Annotated in this window: 15 protein-coding genes; 10 read left to right on the forward strand and 5 right to left on the reverse strand. The window is 41.6% G+C overall.

Translation table 11 applies throughout. The features are described from left to right. Window positions 1-71: 71 nt before the first annotated feature. Window positions 72-2825, forward strand: a complete 2754-nt coding sequence (locus QNH17_RS04730) for a dynamin family protein (protein ID WP_283877649.1) — start codon at window positions 72-74, stop codon at window positions 2823-2825. 300 nt (window positions 2826-3125) lie between these two features. Further along, window positions 3126-4352, forward strand: a complete 1227-nt coding sequence (locus QNH17_RS04735; RefSeq protein ID WP_283877650.1) for an RtcB family protein — start codon at window positions 3126-3128, stop codon at window positions 4350-4352. 79 nt (window positions 4353-4431) lie between these two features. Here QNH17_RS04735 and QNH17_RS04740 read toward each other — a convergent pair whose 3' ends face one another. Continuing rightward, window positions 4432-5388: a D-2-hydroxyacid dehydrogenase gene (locus QNH17_RS04740; protein WP_283879430.1), complete on the reverse strand. Its 957-nt coding sequence runs from the start codon at window positions 5386-5388 to the stop codon at window positions 4432-4434. Window positions 5389-5596: 208 nt separating this feature from the next. Here QNH17_RS04740 and QNH17_RS04745 point away from each other — a divergent pair, with 208 nt between their 5' ends. Beyond that, window positions 5597-6808, forward strand: a complete 1212-nt coding sequence (locus QNH17_RS04745) for an MFS transporter (protein WP_283877651.1) — start codon at window positions 5597-5599, stop codon at window positions 6806-6808. An 83-nt stretch (window positions 6809-6891) separates the two neighbouring features. Here the strand turns inward: QNH17_RS04745 and QNH17_RS04750 are convergent, their stop codons facing one another. Further along, complete coding sequence (locus QNH17_RS04750; protein WP_283879431.1) at window positions 6892-8106, reverse strand: GDSL-type esterase/lipase family protein; 1215 nt, start codon at window positions 8104-8106, stop codon at window positions 6892-6894. 226 nt (window positions 8107-8332) lie between these two features. Here QNH17_RS04750 and QNH17_RS04755 point away from each other — a divergent pair, with 226 nt between their 5' ends. Beyond that, window positions 8333-9100 (forward strand): 3-hydroxyacyl-CoA dehydrogenase, encoded by a 768-nt coding sequence (locus tag QNH17_RS04755; protein WP_283877652.1) that lies wholly within the window; start codon window positions 8333-8335, stop codon window positions 9098-9100. Between the two features lie 46 nt (window positions 9101-9146). Here QNH17_RS04755 and QNH17_RS04760 read toward each other — a convergent pair whose 3' ends face one another. After that, the gene (locus QNH17_RS04760) at window positions 9147-9353 is read right to left on the reverse strand and encodes a zinc ribbon domain-containing protein (protein WP_144552693.1); all 207 of its coding nucleotides are present in this window, start codon (window positions 9351-9353) and stop codon (window positions 9147-9149) included. 141 nt (window positions 9354-9494) lie between these two features. On the opposite strand from QNH17_RS04760, the gene QNH17_RS04765 reads away from it, so the two are divergent. The 4 genes from QNH17_RS04765 (at window position 9495) to QNH17_RS04780 (ending at window position 15440) form a co-directional block, all read left to right on the forward strand. Beyond that, entirely contained in the window at window positions 9495-11240 is a 1746-nt protein-coding gene (locus QNH17_RS04765) for a sigma-54-dependent Fis family transcriptional regulator (protein WP_283877653.1), read from the forward strand. A gap of 176 nt (window positions 11241-11416) precedes the next feature. Next, window positions 11417-12952, forward strand: coding sequence for a class I adenylate-forming enzyme family protein (locus QNH17_RS04770; RefSeq protein WP_283877654.1), 1536 nt, complete (start codon window positions 11417-11419; stop codon window positions 12950-12952). Between the two features lie 170 nt (window positions 12953-13122). Continuing rightward, entirely contained in the window at window positions 13123-14268 is a 1146-nt protein-coding gene (locus tag QNH17_RS04775; RefSeq protein WP_283877655.1) for an acyl-CoA dehydrogenase family protein, read from the forward strand. A gap of 14 nt (window positions 14269-14282) precedes the next feature. Beyond that, entirely contained in the window at window positions 14283-15440 is a 1158-nt protein-coding gene (locus tag QNH17_RS04780; RefSeq protein ID WP_283877656.1) for a thiolase family protein, read from the forward strand. On the opposite strand, the gene QNH17_RS04785 is transcribed toward QNH17_RS04780, so the two are convergent. Further along, window positions 15421-15777 carry a hypothetical protein gene (locus tag QNH17_RS04785; RefSeq protein ID WP_283877657.1) on the reverse strand — a complete coding sequence of 119 codons (357 nt, stop codon included), beginning with the start codon at window positions 15775-15777 and terminating at the stop codon, window positions 15421-15423. The genes QNH17_RS04780 and QNH17_RS04785 overlap by 20 nt on opposite strands. On the opposite strand from QNH17_RS04785, the gene QNH17_RS04790 reads away from it, so the two are divergent. Both QNH17_RS04790 and QNH17_RS04795 read left to right on the forward strand, forming a co-directional pair. Then, complete coding sequence (locus QNH17_RS04790; protein ID WP_283877658.1) at window positions 15768-17342, forward strand: fatty acid--CoA ligase; 1575 nt, start codon at window positions 15768-15770, stop codon at window positions 17340-17342. The genes QNH17_RS04785 and QNH17_RS04790 overlap by 10 nt on opposite strands. 15 nt (window positions 17343-17357) lie before the next feature. Next, on the forward strand, window positions 17358-18452 hold the full coding sequence (locus tag QNH17_RS04795) for a CaiB/BaiF CoA transferase family protein (RefSeq protein WP_283877659.1): 1095 nt from the start codon (window positions 17358-17360) through the stop codon (window positions 18450-18452). Window positions 18453-18516: 64 nt separating this feature from the next. Here QNH17_RS04795 and QNH17_RS04800 read toward each other — a convergent pair whose 3' ends face one another. Beyond that, complete coding sequence (locus tag QNH17_RS04800; RefSeq protein ID WP_283877660.1) at window positions 18517-19161, reverse strand: HAD family hydrolase; 645 nt, start codon at window positions 19159-19161, stop codon at window positions 18517-18519. Window positions 19162-19263: the final 102 nt, after the last annotated feature.

Consider the following 19263-nt stretch of genomic DNA (forward strand, 5'->3'; position numbering starts at 1 on the left):
AATAGTATAGAGAATAATTATGGCTCTTTTCCATATGAATGACAGAGAGTGTTGTAATTGGAGGGACAGAAATGACATTAGAGACGCAATTAAAACTTAAAACGTATTATAAAATGTTCATCAATGAACATGAGAATATTCATCCGATTGAGGTCCTTGGTGAACTGTTTCAAGAGGAAGCATGTAAGGATCTGCCGAATCTATCATCAATTCGGTTTGCTCAGGGAGAAGTGTATTTCCATCATAAAGATTATGAAGCAGCCATTTTTAAATGGGAAAATATTATTAATGAACTAGAGCCATGGGCGAAGAAAAACACAGCTGATGCATATTATCAGTTAGGCATGTTATCAACAGCAGAAGATCTCTATTGTGCGATTACAAGTGATAATCTCACCTTAACTACCGAAGTTGCCTTACAGTTATTTTCATTGTATATCGAGCGAGGAAAGCTTGACCTGGCATTATCAGTAATCAAAAAAACCATTGATGCAAACCCAGATTATCCAAACGTGACGGAAATTGCTCGCACGTTTTTTGAAGAGCAGCAAGATTGGAATAATGCTATAGAGCTTGCTGTAAACGAAGCCATCCGAACGGGTTCGTTGGAATGGTTTGATATGATCATTTCGTATGTGGAAAAGGGTGTAACTCGAAATCATGCGCCGAGTTATTTTTCCCATGCTGTCCATTTTTTGTTTAGCCTAGATCAACGAAAATTCGAACAGCTTATTTCCACTCTTTGGGATAGCTATAACAATGAAGAAATCTATTTTACTTGGATCAGGGAAATGAATCATTTGTTATTAAGCCTTGACATTCATCGAGATGACAACTTGGCTGAGCTCTCAGGACTCCATAAAGAAGCATTTTTTAGCTTTATCGATGGCAGGTATTTCATAAAAAATCTCCAAGATTTTATTCCAAACTTTCTTACGAATTGGCTGCGTCTTGCTGACACTAAGAATGTCGTCCTTTCTGCGGCAGCTGTTCTTTCTTGGAATGAACTGTTTCCAGCGAGTTTAAGTATGTCAATCGTTAATGAAGCTGAGAAACTAATTAGTATAACGGAAACGGATATGGATGAACTTGAAGAATGCCTGACACTCTTTGATGCCATTACGAATTGGGCTCAAACCAATGATATGGGTGAGAATAATCGTGTAAAATGGATTGTTCAGCAATTAGTGAATTTTGACACACAACATTTGCTTATTACCGGGTTAAGCGGCAGTGGAAAATCGACGTTTGTTAATACAATTATGGGTGAAGACCTGCAGGATAGCCCGACTTCTTCACTGGTTATGTTTAAAGACTCCGAAGATGAAGAAATCACGGAAATTACAGATCGAGAGATTTCTAGTTTATCCGGCTTTTCTGATTTCCAAGAACGAATGGACCGCCGCCGTAACGCGTTGGAATCTATCATTGAATTTAAGCGTCCAAATGCCTTTTTGCATGAAAATAAGGTCGCACTTTTAGATACTCCTGGATTAAAAGGAAACTATAATGATTCTTATGAAGTGTTAAAGAATCTGCAATTGGCTGATACGGTCCTCTTCGTACTTGATGCGAATGCACCGTTTACAGATAAAGAACGGTCTGTGCTTGCAAAAATTCAAGAGTTAGCACCTGACATTCCTGTGCATTTTCTGCTCAGTAAGATGGACACGATTGCCAATGAGCAGGAGGCAATCAGTGTATATGATGAAACAAGGGCAAGAATTCAATCGTATATACCGGATGCATCCGTGTTTGCCTTTTCATCTCAATATGAGAATCGCCAGCAGTTAAAAGACTTACAAGAGTTTATCCGCTCCATTAAAAATACAAGAAATATGGAAGATAAACGTTTGGCAAAGCTATTGTTCTATATTCGCACAACGATTGCCAGCCTGATGCAAAAACGGGTGGATGTTGAAAATCAATTGATCGAATCAGTCCGTTGGAATGAAGAAATGCTCCAGAAATTAACGGGCGCAATCAATCAACTGAAGGATACAGAAAATCAAAAAACAAAAGCTGTTGTACAATCTTACCGTTCCATCAAAAATACGGTTGCAAAAGATATTTCAGAGACGGTTCCAAAAATGCTTCAAGAGTGTTCCACTTTTATAAAAGAAGACAGTAATTTTAGCAAGGTTCATATAGAGCTTAATGAAATGATGAACAAAAAACTAGAAGAGTACTTAGACCAGACGGTGCTTCCTAAATATTACCGCTTATTACAAGAATGGATTGATGGGTGCAAAGAGGAGTTTGTGCAAAGTCAAGAATTTCTAAATGAAATTGGTGAAAGCTTTAATCGTATGTATGGAGAAGAACGCCTCGTGCTTGATTGTGATTTTAAGTTAATTGACGATTGGCACCGCGACACCGACCGGATGACAAGTCGCTTTCAGTTGGAAACTGTTAATATCCTTCTGCGCAGAACCCCTTCACAATTTTTACTAAAAAGCGCTGGGAAGTTGTTTGGGGCAATATCCCAAAATAAAGCGATGCTTTTTAATAAGTATAAAGCATTTGTGGAAAATGAGGATTATTCAGAAGCGATCTCTGTAGTGAATCAACAGTTTTTCCAGCAATTTGAACTGTTTGAAAAGTCGCTTGAGCGGGATGTAACCCTGTTTTTCAAGAGTCCATTGCAGCTGTTAAATCTTTCTGCGGAAGAGGCGCAAGCTGGAATACAGGCGAACCAAGAAATGCTTACGAATATGAATACCAATCCAGAGATGTTCCGGGATCCATTAACACTGTTTGAGGTTAGATTGCGTCAGTTTGAGTGGATGACCGTGGCTGGTAAGGGAATGCAGACCATTTATTAATAAGGTTGAAGAAGGAAGATGTCCAAGGGCATCTTCCTTTATTTATTTGACTGAGTTAAAGATTAATGTTGATTTTGGCACTCTGTTGTTCTTCGTTACAGGCACGAAGACTCCTGCGGGAGTACGGGGCCGAGGAGGCTCCCCGGCACGCCCGCGGAAAGCGAAGTGTCTGGAACGGAAATCAACAGACAAGTTTAACACAGCCATTTATTTAGAAAAAAATGTCGTATGAAAATCGGTTGCCCGAATGCCCATAAGATGGTAGCCTATTGGTAATCTGCGTTAAAGGAGGGAAAACAAGTGATTAAGGTAACGGGTACACAAACAGAAGCAAAGGTATTTTCAAACTATCCTCAAGAAACAGCCCTTGAGCAAATCCAAGAACTTTGTAATCAAGCATTTTTAAAGGATACAAAGATTAGTATCATGCCAGATTATCATGCGGGAAAAGGCTGTGTAATTGGTACGACCATTCAGTTAAAGGATAAGGTTGTCCCGAATCTAGTTGGTGTGGATGTCGGATGCGGCGTGCTAACCGTCAAGCTTCAGGATAAAAAGGTTGATTTTAATCAATTAGATCAAGTAATCCGTACGTATGTCCCGAGTGGGCAGGAAGTGCATAGTGATGAGACAGTCAGATTTATTAACACGAGTTTTCCCGCTATTCAAGAATTCCAAGCAGAGCATATCTTAAGTGAAAATCGAAGCCGTTATAGCTTAGGGACACTAGGGGGCGGCAATCATTTTATAGAAGTTTCTGTTGATGCCGATGGTTACCACTATTTAACGATTCATACTGGAAGCCGATATGTAGGAGCGAAGATTGCCACCTACTATCAAAAGGTAGCTATCTCAAAACTTCACAAGCAGGATTTATCGGTAGTGATTGACCAATTAAAGGCGGAAGGACGCCAAAAAGAGATCCAAGCCATGATCCAGAGTTATAAAGAAAAGAATCCAGTTATTCCTAATGATCTAGCGTATTTGGAAGGTGAGGATTTTCATAATTATATGCATGATATGAAACTTGCACAGGCATTTGCAAAGGCAAACCGGGAAGAGATTGCTAGAGCGATTACGGCAAACATGGGATTTGAAGAGCAGGACCGCTTCGATACGGTGCACAATTATATTGATACCGAGAACTTAATTTTACGAAAAGGGGCAGTTTCTGCACAAAAAGGGGAGCGTCTTATCATTCCAATTAATATGAGAGACGGGTCGATTTTGGCAGTCGGTAAAGGGAACGATGACTGGAATCGCTCGGCCCCCCATGGAGCAGGCCGTGTTCTGAGCAGGACGAAAGCGATAAAAACTCTTAATATGGATGATTTTCATAAAACCATGGAAGGCGTCTGGACGACGTCTGTTTCAGAAGAAACCTTAGATGAGGCGCCAATGGCCTATAAGTCGAAGAATGAAATTTTAGAAAAGGTTGAAGAAACCGTTGATATTACTGGGTTTATTAAACCCGTATATAACTTTAAAGCCAGTGAAAAGTACACACCTGGAAAATATAAAAAATAATTAAACAAGAAAGGGTGCCTCAAGGTTGAGGCACCCCTTCTTGTTTAAATGGATAATGCAGGCTAAAAATCATTACATGTTAATAACCTTTCGAAAAATCTACCAGATTAATTGGTGGAACATTACCAGAAATATAAGCTTTTAGGTTAGGAATTAGAATATTTTCAACTACCCGCTGATTATAATGTTCCGTTGAGCCAGATGTGTGAGGAGTGACGATCACATTTTCCATCTCCCATAATAGGCTTTCATTACTTAACGGTTCCTTCTCAAACACATCAAGGCCAGCTCCAGATATCGTTCCTTCTGTTAGAGCCTGGATAAGGTCAGCTTCCACTACAATCTCACCCCGGCCAATATTAATAAAAAATGCAGAAGCCTTCATTTGTTTAAATTGTTCCGTACCAAACATTTGATAAGTATCCTTTGTGAGCGGTGATGTAACCACCACATAATCACAGGCAGGAAGCAATTCGCCTAATTGACTTGGAGTATACATTTCATCAACATTGTGAGCAGGCATTCCCGAGTGCCTGACACCAAGAACTTTCATGCCAAAGGCTTTCGCTATTTTAGCTGTTTCTCCCCCAATCGTTCCTACTCCAATGATCCCGATTGTTTTTCCATGGATTTCTTGTCCCATATGGGCATGATGCCAAGTTTTTTTCTGTTGATTCTTGACGTATGTATGGATTTTGCGTGTTAACCCCAGCATCAATGCAAATATCGTCTCGGAGATGGGATAGGCGTGAACGCCATTGGCACTAGTTAAGAAAAAATCTCTAGAATTTAATTCTGCAAGAGGTAAAGAATCAACACCAGCACTCCATGTTTGCAGCCACTTAAGTTTGGATTGTGGGTCGAGACAGTATTCCTTTAACCCCTTACTCCAGCCAGCGATAATTTCCGCATCCTTTACATGCTCCTGCCAAATTTGCTTATCCTTGCCAACAATCAATTCCCAATCAGGAATGATATCTTTGATTTGTGAAATGTGATCTTGATCAATATTACGAGTGATAACCATTTTTTTCATCAATGAGGATTCCTCCGTTTAGACAATATTTCCTTAGTTAATGATAACGGAAATCAAAATAAATGATAAGATTTTTGTTGCAATGTTTTTCCAGAATGCTGATATTCTTTTTCCAATATCTGTGCTATTATTTAGTGATACGAAGTAAATTTAGATAAGTGAATTGACTTGTTAAACAATTTTTAACGAAGTGAAGGGAGGGGACGGTTTGAAAGAGCGATTGTGGACGAAGTCGTTTATCATGCTTATGGTGGGAAATCTTTTTGTATTTTTGTCATTTCAAATGCTCATTCCTACTCTGCCGCCATATATAAAATCAATTGGAGCTTCAGGACTGGAGATAGGCTTAGTGACAGGATTATTTTCGATTGGCGCGGTGATCAGCCGTCCATTTATCGGCTTTTTGCTTGAGTATAAGCCAAGAAAGTCACTTGTTATAATAGGAGCATTGATGCTCTTCCTAGTTACGATTCTTTATCCCATTTCGCAAATTGTCGTGATTTTTCTGTTATTCCGCTTCGCCCATGGTCTTGCATGGGGGTGGTCAACCACAGTGAATGGCACTGCAGCGGTAGATGCAATCCCTAATTCGCGGCTGGGGGAAGGGATGGGTTACTTCGGACTCTCCATGACCATCGCGTACATTGTTGCTCCTAGTCTAGGAATCTTCATTTACAATCTGACTACTTTTGCAAATCTTATTTTTATTTCGGCGATCTTAGGGGCTATTTCAATTATTCTGCTTACAGCAGTACGCTATCAAACTCCTCAAGCAGTGATCAATACACGTAAAGAAGATTTGAAGTTTTCTTATATAGGATCTTCGATTGAAAAATCAAGTTGGTTTCCAGCCTTTATCACCATTATTATCAATCTAGGATATGGCTCAGTTGTAACCTTTATTGTTATTTTTGGTGAAGAGCGCGGCATTGAACAAATCTTTTTGTTTTATATTTTCAACGCAATACTGGCAACATTGGGAAGACCTTTTGCCGGAAGATGGTTTGATGAAAAAGGTCCGATTGGTCTTGTTTTGTTCTGCACGTTCTCTACGTTTGTTGGGATGTGGGTCCTTTCTTTTGCCCATTCCAACTTGCTGATTGCCATTTCAGGTGCCTTATTTGGTTTAGGATTTGGCTGTTTGATACCTACACTGCAATCTTGGGCATTACTCATGACACCATCTCATCGGCGAGGTGTGGCGAACGGGATGATCTTCTCGTCCATTGATTTAGGCCTGGGTTTAAGCGGGATAATATTTGGTGTCGCCGCCCAATTTGTTAGCACGGCATCCATTTTCCGTATTGCAAGTCTTTTCCTCTTAGCGGCAATTATCATGGTTTTAATCATGGAAAGAAAAAAGCGATCTGGATTACGAGAAGACGTTGTGGCAAAGAAAAAGGTCAGAACCTCAGTTTAACTGAGGCCTGACCTTTTTTATCATTTATATATTCTCTCTTCTTTTACGGTTTTGCATTTTCATGACAATCAATCCGGCCAAAATTAAGCCAAGACCAGTAGCCATATATTGTACATTGGAGATGCCGTGTCCGGCAGCTGATTTCCAGATTCTGCAGCTGAGTTGTCAGTTGCAGGGCTGTCGGTATCCACTGGAGCGGGATCCGAATCGTTATCTGTATCCACTGGAGCAGGGGCAGGGGTGTTACCAGTATCTTCAGGTGTTGGATCTGGAGTGTTTCCTGTATCCCCAGGCGCAGGATCTGGGTCCGGATTATTACCAGGATCACCTGGTGTCGGATCAGGGGTGTTGCCAGGATCGCCTGTATTAGGTGTAGGATCATCAGCTTTTATGTTTTCAATCTTTATAGATTTAACCGCTCTGGCACCTTTGCTATCTCTGACATAAACCGTGTAGGTTCCATTCTCAGTTACTTCAAACTTGTTGTCAGTAATATTTGTCCCTACATCGACTGAGGCGAAATCCTCAATTGTTTTTTCACCTGCAAGCCATTGAATCGCATATGCCTTTTTTGCAGTAGTCGAAACAGTAATGGTCACAGGATCCTTTGTTTGTTCAGTGGTTGACGGGGTTAGATCAATCGTAATATCAGCTGGAGCTTGTGCAGCTAATAGAGTGGTTGAAAGGCTAGCTAACACTTGCTGACCTGTTTCATTTGGATGAACATCTTCGCCTGGGAAAATATATTCCGCCTGATGGTTTTTAAAGGCTGAATAGGCATCAGCTAATAGTGATTTGGATTGAGCAGCTGCCCCCAGGAATCCTTGCTTAACAGTTGGAAGGAAAAGCTCACCAATTGGATATAGGTTGGCTAATGTATCGGTAAATGGATTGTAAATGTTGTAAATAATAAGCTGAGCATCAGGATTTACCGTCTTAACTGTCCCGATAATCGTACTTAAGTTAGTAAATAGTTTACCAGAAATCTGCTGAATGACACCGTTAAAAAGGACAGGATCAATTGGTGTTGTTGGATTAGCCCTTAGTGCCTGGATATTTGGATCTTGTAAAAAATCATTACTGCCAATATCAAGAGTAATGACATCCGCATTTTTAATCACTTCGAGGTTTTCGGGTTTGTTCATTTCCGTTAACAATTGTGCAGAGGTCCAGCCTCCACCACTAATGTTTTTCGCAACTTCGTATTTCCCATTTCCAATCAAGTAGGGAAATGCCTTTAACGATTGATGAGAGTTGTCTCCTTCTAAATTCCAACCATATGTCCTTTTTTCGAATATTCAATATATATCATTCTACAAAATATGCAAATAGACCTATGAAATGAGATTCAGAGGATTCTTTCTATAAATAGTAGTAACATGTACAGGATTTGAACACTCTGCTGGCTTTTCTGTCCAAACAATAAACACTTTTGGGTTTAACTTCTGTGCATGTATCTAGAGACCTTTTTGGCACTATACTTGCAAGATAATAAAGTATCATTCTTGTTTAGGAGGTTAAAAGATGCAAATAAATACTTGTCGGGCAGTTGTAACAGGAGGCGCTTCAGGGCTAGGAGAAGCGACAGTTCGAAAGATTATTCAAAATGGTGGAAGGGCAGTTATTTTTGATCAATCTGAAGAAAAAGGTTTGCAGCTCCAAACAGAATTAGGGGAAGCCGTATTTTTTATAAAGGCTGATGTCACGAAAGAAGAGGACATTCAAGAGGGGGTTCATCAAGCAGCGGATTATATGGGCAGTATAAATACTGTTGTGAACTGTGCAGGAATTGGTATTGCCGAGAAGGTGATTGGCAGAAATGGTGCACATAATCTTTCACTTTTTTCAAAAGTCATTCATGTAAATTTAATTGGTTCGTTCAATGTGATTCGGATTGCTGCGGCAGTAATGACAGGCAATGAAGTGAATGAACAAGGTGAAAGAGGTGTGATTATTAATACTGCTTCAGTTGCCGCCTTTGACGGGCAAATTGGCCAGGCTGCTTACAGTGCTTCTAAAGGGGGAATTGTTGGAATGACCCTGCCAATCGCAAGAGAGCTGGCCCGCTACGGGATTCGCGTCATGACGATTGCACCTGGACTATTCCACACACCGATGTTTGATACACTCCCGCAAGAGGCAAAAGATTCGCTCGGAAAAATGGTTCCATTTCCATCAAGGCTCGGATATCCAAATGAATACGCGCAACTCGTTCAAAGTATCATCGAAAATCCGATGTTAAATGGAGAAACAATCCGGCTGGATGGGGCGATTAGAATGCAGCCGAAATAAACTTTGGAAACAAGGGGGAATTCCAATAGGAATCCCCCTTAATCCATCACCCTCCAAAGAATAGGTCGATGATATTTGAAGCAGTGGATGTTTTTTTATTATAAAACTCTGAGTATCCACAGTTCTTGCAGAAGACAACCGTAAACGTATTGTGTTGAAGATCAAACATCTTTGATAGACCTGTCCCTGTCATGGCTACATCTTTTGTTCCTGTATCTCTGCTGCCACATTTAATACAGCCTTTTTGGCTCATAATCTCACTCCTCGAATAAATTCCTCTTTTTTAATTACGACTAATGAGGCTAAAAGTTCCCATGAAAAATAGATATTATTAAAATATTCAAAAATATGCCTAGCTTTTGTTACAATAAAAATATGAAGAAAGGGGGACAACATGGTCCAATTTAACGAGTTGATTACGCCAGTCGACTGCATAGTTACTGAGGATACAACACTATCTGAGGCTGTCCGTTTAATGAATAACAAGAAGTGGAACTTGCTGCCAGTCATAGACACAAATGGAAAACTAGCGGGCGTTTTTACGCGAAGCGGGTTATGTCAAATGGTCCTGGAAGAGGAGCCGCTATCCACCCCTATCAAAACTTATATAAAAGAACAAGTTGAAACTCTTCCAATTGACACCCCCTATGAGAGTATCGAAAAAATTGTAAAAAAAAGCCAGGTAGGTACCGGTGTAGTTATCAATCATCAAAACCATGTGGTAGGAATCCTCACGAAAACAGATATGGTCATGTCCCTGCTGAAAACCTCACAAGAATTAAATAAAGTAAAAACCTTAAAAAGGACCTTAGAAACTGCTTTAGATCATGCTTACGACGGAATTGTCATGACGGATGAAAAGAAGAACATCCAGATGGTCAGCCCTCCTCTACTCGAATTATTTAATCTTAAACTTGAATCCGTTCTCTACAAACCAGTTGCCAAAGTATTGCCGGCACTTCATCTCGACAATGTCTATCAGACAGAAACAGCCGAGGTCAGTGGTTTTCTAGAGATTAATGGCATTAAATATATGGTCCACCGAATTCCAATCTTAGAGGATGGGAAAGTCATCGGAGCGATTGGAAAAATAGTGTTCAGACAATTAAACGAGGTCAGTGAATTATTTAAAAAGCTGCAGAAAGCCGAGAATAAGGCGAGCTTTTATCATCAGCAATTTCAAAAGTCGGAGTCTGCTAGATTTACTTGGGAGCACCTATTAACAGTTGATTCCTACATGGAAAAACTGAAGAAAAGTGCAGCCAAAGCAGCCAAGGGCCGGTCCACCATTCTTATTCGCGGAGAAAGCGGCACGGGTAAAGAGTTGTTTGCCCAGGCAATTCATAATAGTAGTGCAAGAAGTACAGGGAAGTTTATTGTCGTAAATTGTGCGGCGATTCCAGAGGATTTGTTAGAATCTGAGTTTTTTGGTTATGACGAAGGTGCATTTACGGGTGCAAGGCAAAAAGGCAAACTTGGAAAGTTTGATTTGGCTAATGGCGGAACCCTTTTCCTCGATGAAATTGGGGATATGTCCCTCTCATTACAGGCCAAACTGCTCCGTGTGCTTCAAGAGCGAGAATTCTATCGGGTTGGTGGAACGGTAAGAATTCAAGTAGATGTCCGAATCATTGCAGCCACCAATCGGAACTTGGAAGAAATGGTCAAAGAGGGCCTGTTTCGAGAGGATTTATATTATCGTCTTAATGTCATTTCATTGTACGTCCCACCGCTTCGCGATCGACTGTATGATACAGATCATTTAATTGAGCGGTTTATGATTGAATTGAATCAAATATTAGGAACCAGCATTACGGGAATGGATTACAGGGCAAGAGAAGCGATGCTAAGTTATTCTTGGCCTGGAAATGTTCGCGAACTGCGGAATGTGATGGAACGGGGTATGACCTTTGCAGAAAATGGGAAAATCATGCTTGAGGATCTCCCCGATTATTTAGTAAAGCAGGTTTCTAAGATCGAGGCTTCTCCAAATATATCATTAGTTGAAAATGCTGAACTAGAAGCGATTAAAAAGGCACTCGTCCAAGTCCAAGGAAATAAGGTTCAAGCCGCTAAATTACTAGGAATCAGCCGATCAGGTTTATATGAAAAAATCAAAAAATATAAACTGCCTACATAGGAGAAGGGTGTCCAGAAAATGGACACTATATTGTCCACTATGTTTGGATGTTACACATCTCGTCATTGAAACTTGCGTTTTTTCAGGACTGTAGAACTACAACATGATTTCTAGTATATTGGCATAAAAATTGCATAAATACTAGAGTAGTCTTTTTTTAAAAGGGGGATTCAATTATGAATATCGGAAGCTTACTAGCACAAACTGCCCGCAAGTTCCCTGAATTACTAGCGATCGAATGTGAGGGGCGAAGCTATACATATCGCCGATTTAATGAGGAAGTAAACCGACTTGCTAACGGTTTGTTGATGCAGGGCGTCAATAAAGGTGACAAGCTTGCATTGATGATGAAGAATTCGGATCACTTTGTCTTGACCTTCTTTGCTGTTGCAAAAATTGGTGCAGTTGCCGTCCCGATTAACTTCCGCCTCACTGCTTCAGAGGTTCACTACATTTTAGACCAATCCGATACGTCTTTGGTTGTGTGTGATAAGGAGTTCGAATCCATCATTGCCGCGGCTAAACAAGGCACGGATGTCCGGTTGGTAATTACAGTCGAGGAACCAGAAACCACGGGTTACTATTCTTATCAAGGAGTTTTATCAGAGAACAAGACTGAACCAGATGTGCTGGTTTCTGAGCAGGATGATTTAGAAATCCTGTATACTTCAGGGACAACAGGACGTCCGAAGGGTGCCTTGTTTGATCATAGTCAAATTTTTAAAGTAGGAATTGCTGTCGTTATTAACATGGGGATCCGGCAGCATGAACGCATTCTCCATCTCGCACCGCTGTTTCACTCGGCCCAATTAAACCTGTTTCTTATCTCAGGTGTAGCACTTGGTGCCACGCATATTATCCATCGCGATTTTCACCCAGTAAAAACACTCCAAGCGATTCAAGAACACAAAATCACCCACCTTTTTGCCGTTCCAGCTATGTATAATTTTCTTCTCCAGGTTCCTAATGCAGCAGATTATGATTTATCTTCTATACAGAGAGTCGGCTACGGGGCCGCGCCCATGGCACCAGAACTGGTCAAAAAAACCATTCAACTCTTTAAAACCGATCAATTTTATAACCTTTGCGGCTTGACAGAAGCTGGTCCAGGCGGAATTCTCCTTGACCCGGAAGGTCACAAACACCATCTTGGCAAAGGCGGGAAACCCATTTTCTTAACAGAAACAAGGGTTGTCAATGAAGAGGGTAAGGATGTATTACCTGGGGCCATTGGTGAATTTATTGTTCGCAGCGACATGGTGATGAAGGAATATTATAGAAAACCGGAAGAAACGAAGAGTACCTTGAAAAATGGCTGGCTCTATACAGGTGACTTAGCAACAATTGATGAAGAAGGGTATATCACGTTAGTGGATCGTAAAAAAGACATGATTATCTCCGGCGGTGAAAATGTATACTCTGTTGAAGTGGAATCGGTTCTATTTGAACATCCAGATGTCCTCGACGCAGCCATTATAGGTTTGCCTGATGAGGTTTGGGGAGAAGCGGTCTGTGCAATCATTGTACCGAAGGAAGGTACATTAATTGATGAGCAGGAATTAAAGAGTTTCTGCCGCCAAAAATTAGCAGGCTATAAGGTTCCTCGGCGAATTTTTATAGAAGAGCAGCTACCGCGGAACGCTTCAGGGAAAGTACTTAAATATCAACTGCGTGAGAGGATGAGAGGTATAAACATAATGAAAAACCATTAGTTATGGATTATATTTCCAATAATTGAATAAAAACATCTGAGATTTGTATAAAAAGCCCAAACTTATGTAAAAAAACACTGGATTTGTAAAAATAACGGCCAAATTTGTAATAAGGCCTTTACTGAACATTAAAATTGTAAGCGTTAACCCTAAGGAAAAGAGGTTTTTTAATGAAACACCCCTACTTAAATGAAGAACATGAAATTTTCCGCAAATCCTTGCGAAAGTTTTTGGACAAAGAAGCATATCCCTTTTATGAGAAGTGGGAAGAGGACCGGATGATTCCGCGCTCCTTCTGGAAGAAGATGGGCGAGCAGGGATTTCTTTGCCCTGATATCGATGAGAAGTATGGAGGCAGTGAGGTCGACTGGGGATTCGCGGTGGTCATTAATGAAGAGCTGGAACGAGTCGGCTCAGGGTTAGTTGGAATTGGCCTTCATAATGATATTGTCGTTCCTTACATCACTGCCTATGGGACAGAAGAACAAAAGCAGCGCTGGCTGCCAAAATGTGTGACAGGTGAAATCATTACCGCGATTGCGATGACGGAACCAGGTACAGGCTCTGACCTCGCAAACATTAAAACAACGGCAAAACTTGATGGTGACCATTATATTGTTAATGGCCAAAAGACGTTCATTACCAATGGAATTCAATCCGACCTCATTGTTGTCGCCGTTAAAACGGACTTAAATGCTGTGCCAAAGCATAAAGGAGTCAGCCTCCTCGTCATTGAGAGAGGGGCACCTGGATTTTCACGGGGGAGAAAGTTGAACAAAGTCGGTCTCCATTCCCAAGATACAGCGGAATTGATCTTCGAAGAGTGTCGTGTCCCGAAGGAGAACCTGCTCGGAGAGGAAGGCAAAGGCTTTCTTTATTTAATGGAAAAACTCCAACAGGAACGTCTGCTTGTTGCAATTGGGGCGCAAACTGCTTCGGAAGTGATGCTGAAAATGACGATCGACTATGTAAAAAGCAGAGAAGCGTTCGGAAGACCAGTCAGCCAGTTCCAAAATACCCAGTTTAAGATTGTAGAAATGGCTACAGAAATTGAAATGGGAAGAGCCTTTTTGGACCAATTAAATGCTGAACATATTGAAGGGAAAAACATAGTAACGAAGGTTTCAATGGCTAAATGGAAACTAACCGACATTGCTAAAACGGTTGCTGCAGAATGTATGCAACTCCATGGTGGCTATGGTTATATGGAAGAATACGAGATTGCGAGAAGATTCCGTGATATTCCTGTTTCCTCCATTTACGCCGGTACCAACGAAATAATGAAAACAATCATTGCGAAAAATCTAGGATTATAGAGAGGGAGATTAAGATGCGTGAAGTAGTAATTGTGGAAGGTGTACGTACACCAGTCGGAAGAAGAAATGGGGTGCTAAAAGATATCCGTCCGGATGATTTATCAGCGTTGACTTTAAAGGAACTAGTCAATCGAGCGGGGATCGATCCGGCGCTTGTGGACGATGTAATTTGGGGGTGCGTAACCCAAGCGGGTGAGCAAGCAGGCGATATTGCTAGAGTGGCTGCGCTCATCGCGGGTTTCCCAATTGAAGTCCCGGGGACAACCATAGACCGTCAATGCGGTTCAAGCCAACAAGCGGTCCATTTTGCTGCACAAGCAATCTTGGCCGGTGACATGGACGTGGTGATAGCTGGCGGTGTGGAAAGCATGTCGCGTGTTCCGATGGGATCCAACTACAAAGGGGCTGAGGAACCTTTTAGCCCTAATTTAAGGTCGAAGTATGAAATGATCCATCAGGGCTTATCAGCCGAGCGAATTGCAGAAAAATATGGTTTTACCCGTGAGGTACTTGATCAATTTTCACTTGAAAGCCATCAAAAGGCACTTAAGGCGCAAGAAGAGGGGTATTTTTCGAGAGAGATTTTCCCAATCGAGGTAAAACTTCCGGATGGAACAACCGCTGTTATCAAGGATGATTCTGGTCCGAGGAAAGGAACATCTTTAGAGGTATTGGCTGGTCTCCGTACCTCCTTTAAAGAGGATGGAGTGATTCATGCAGGTAACTCCAGCCAAATAAGTGACGGGGCAGCAGCGGTACTGCTCATGTCTCGTGAGAAAGCAGAAGAACTTGGTTTGAAACCGCGATTCCGTGTTCATACACGCGTGGTGGTCGGCTCAGATCCTACATTGATGCTGACAGGACCGATTCCAGCTACACAAAAGGCTTTAGAAAAGTCCGGTTTATCCATCGATGAAATAGATGTGTTTGAAGTTAATGAAGCTTTCGCCCCTGTCACACTTGCTTGGCTGAAAGAAACGGGGGCAGATCCTGTGAAATTAAATCCAAATGGCGGTGCGATTGCCCTCGGTCATCCGCTCGGCGGCAGCGGTGCTCGTCTAATGGTAACCATGATGCATGAATTGGAGCGAACTGGCGGGCGCTACGGATTGCAAACTATGTGTGAAGGTCATGGGATGGCAAATGCTACGATTATTGAGCGCTTGGCGTAAGAGCATATAGATTCGCCGATAGATTATGAAAATTCGCTGATTGGCCGGAGAAATTCGCTGATTGGCCGGAGGAATTCGCTGATTGGCCAGAGAAATTCGCTGATTGGCCAGTGAAATTCGCTGATTGACCGGAGAAATTCGCTGATTGGCCGGAGAAATTCGCTGATTGACCGGAGAAATTCGCTGATTGACCGGAGAAATTCGCTGATTGGCCAGAGAAATTCGCTGATTGACGATTGAAATTCGCTGATTGGCCAGGAAAATTCGCTGATTGACCAGAAGAAATAGCCGATAGACCAATATAAATTCGGTAACGGAGGCGTTCCAATGACGACAACGATTGGTAAAATCTTTGATTTGACGGTGAAAAAATATCCGAACAAACAAGCCATTTACGATGTCAGAAAAAATGTCCGCTATACGTATAAGGAATGGAGCGAGCAGGTAAATCGACTCGCAGATGCCCTCCTAAAAGAAGGGGTGCAAAAAGGCGACCGTGTCTCTACCTTCATGTTTAATACCGAAGAATTAGGGACTGCATTTTTTGCCTGTGCAAAAATCGGTGCTATCTTCAATCCAATTAATTTCCGCTTAACGTCAGAAGAAGTTGCCTATATTCTATCAGATGCTGCTCCAAAGGTCGTTCTTTTTGAAAAGGCCTTAGAGCCTGTCATCTCAGCGATTGTGAGTCGTTTCGAGAAAACCTCTTTTTGGTTTATCGATGAAGAAACGCCTGCGTATGCGTCAAGTTACCAGGAAAAGCTGGCCGCCTCTTCATCCGAAGACATTCATGCGGACGTGAAAGAAACCGATCTTTATGCCTTTATTTATACCAGCGGGACAACGGGAAGGCCAAAAGGAGTCATGCATACCCACCGCAATATGGTCGACCAAAGTGTATTCTGTATTGCATCATGCAAACTAAGAGCAGAAGATGTAGGTCTCGTCACAGCACCGATGTTCCATTGTGCTGAACTCCATTGCGCCTTTCTGCCAAGGATTCATGCAGGAGCAAGTAATGTCATTTTGCATCAATTCAATCCAAAAGCGATTCTCCAGTTAATTGAACAAGAAAAGATCTCAAAATTCTTTGCAGCGCCAACAATGTGGAATATGCTCCTTCAAGAGGACCTTAGCAAGTATGACTTGTCTAGTTTAAAGCTTGGTTTATACGGTGCGGCCCCAATGGCGCCAGCACTTGTTCATGCTCTCCATGACAAACTAGGAATCCAGCTGATTCAAGCCTATGGAATGACTGAAATGGGTCCAGCTATTACCTTCTTATCAGAGACGGATCAATTGAGGAAAGCAGGTTCTGCTGGTCAAGCAGCCCTTAGCCATGACATTCGGGTGGTTCGTACGAGAGAAGATGGCCCATCAGATCCTGATGATATTGTACCAGTCGGTGAGACCGGTGAGATTATTGTGCAAGGGCCATGTATGATGGCAGGTTATTTCAACCGAGAAGAAGCGACGGAAAAAGCCTTGTATAAGGGTTGGTACCATTCCGGAGATATCGGTTATCTTGATGATGAGGGATATCTGTATGTCAATGACCGTGTCGATGACATGATCATTAGCGGCGGTGAAAATATTTATCCAAGGGAAGTGGAAGATGTCTTACATGCCCACAATGGTGTCCTGGATGTGGCAATAGTTGGCCAGCCGAATGACCGCTGGGGAGAGACCGTTACGGCGTTTGTTGTCAAAAAAGATCCAAAGGTCACGGAGCAGGAACTGGATGAATTCTGCAAAAACTCAGACCAGCTCGCTAATTATAAACGTCCGCGACAGTATGTCTTCTGTGAGGCATTGCCGCGAAATGCCAGTGGTAAGATAATGAAATTTGTTTTAAGAAAACAATTGGAGGAGCTTTTTACTCCAGGCACTACAAATTCGTAAAAGAGGGTCCTAAATATGTTAAAAGGTATTAAAGTTATTGATTTTACGAACTACTTGCCAGGTCCTTTCGCCACATTACGTCTTGCTGAATTGGGGGCGGAAATCATAAAAGTTGAGCCGCCTGAAGGGGACCCTGCCCGGCATATGGGACTTTCCAAACAAGGGAATGGTCTGGTTTTTCTTGCTAACAACCGTCAGAAAAAAAGCATTATCCTTAACTTAAAGGAGAAGGATGGATACGATACCGCACTTAAATTAATTGCTCATGCAGATGTCGTCCTCGAAAGCTTTAGACCAGGGGTAATGGAAAAGCTTGGTTTAGGATATGAGGCGGTTCAAAAGGTAAAGCCAGATATTGTCTACTGCTCGATATCTGGCTATGGACAGAAAGGGCTGTTAAGTAAGCTTGGTAACCATGACCTCAATTATATGGCGTTAAGTGGAGTATTGGCCCAGTTCAAAACCAAAGCGGGCAAACCTGTCCATCCTTCGATTACTTTGGGAGATTATATAGGCGGATTTGCGGCCAATGAGCGAATCTTAGCCGGGCTTGTTTCGAGGACCTTAACAGGAAACGGAAGTTATCATTCTATTTCCATTACCGACCAGCTAGTATCATTATTAGGGAACCATGTCCTGGTTGAACAAGAAACCGGAGCAGGAAATGGCATTGATGTACTTAGCGGAAGCATTGTTTCTTATGCTTTATATGAAACAAGCGACGGGAGGTTTATGAGCTTTGGCGCGCTCGAACCAAAGTTTTGGGCAAATTTTTGCCAGGCTCATGGTCGTGAAGAATGGATTCAAGCCCATTATTCCACAACAACTGAATCTAACCCTGTTTATCTGGAACTCATGGCTCTTTTTAAAAGCAAAACTTTCTATGAGTGGATTGAATTTGCCCATAAGGTTGATTGTTGTATGGCCCCCGTACTTGAAATTGGGGAATTGGTCACTAATCCCTACTTTCGAGAAAAAGAGCTCGTCTTTGCTTCAACCTGGGGAGATTATCAGGTAAAAATGCACAGTGACCTAAAGCAGGAATCAATTGCCCCGCCACCCCAAAAAAACGAGCATAATGCAGAAATTTTAAATAACATCTTGATTTAAAAAGATAGACTGCCAAGGATACATTGGCAGTCTATTCTTGTTAACAATTGTAGCGCTTTTACGTTTAAATAATTTGCTTAAAGCTAAAATCACCAAAAGATTCGGAGCGAATCGTTTTTTCGTGGAAGGTTAAAAATGATGTAACCTGATTCGGAATCACGATACATTTCATTCCAGCTTCGATTGCAGCCATGGCTCCATTAAGGGAATCTTCAATTGCCAGGGCCTCATGCGGCTCCACTTGCATTTCCTCTAAAGCCTTTAGATATAGCGCAGGATCGGGTTTAACTTTAACTACGTCCTCTCTGGTTTTAACAACAGAGAAATATTCCCAAAGATTAAACTGCCTTAGGAATCCTTCTACCCATTCTCTCGAGGAACTAGAGGCGAGACCAATTCGGTAACCAAGCTCCTTTGCTTCCTCTAATTTTTCAACAACACCTTCACGCACTTCTAAAATTCCCCTTTTTTCTAAAAAACGTTCCCTCGCTAATTGATTTATTTCCTTCTCATCAATCTTCATCCCTGTCTGTGCTTCAATGTATTGAAAAAAAGCTTCATCTGTCGTTCCGATACTTTTCGCAAACTCCTCTAACGGCAAATCAATATTGAATATCTCTTTTAACAATTCCTCAAATACCTGAAACCAAATTGTCTCCGTATCAATAATTGTTCCATCAAAATCAAAAATCACAGCTTTAATGGCCATGGTCTCCTCCATTCTAGTGATTCACAAAGTTATTTAGTAGTTTGATTATAAATAAATTTCCTATTTTTGTCGCAAATTTAGCAAAGATTTACTTATTTTTAT

The sequence above is a fragment of the Neobacillus sp. SuZ13 genome (genome assembly GCF_030123365.1).
In the GTDB taxonomy this organism is placed as follows: Bacteria; Bacillota; Bacilli; order Bacillales; family Cytobacillaceae; genus Neobacillus.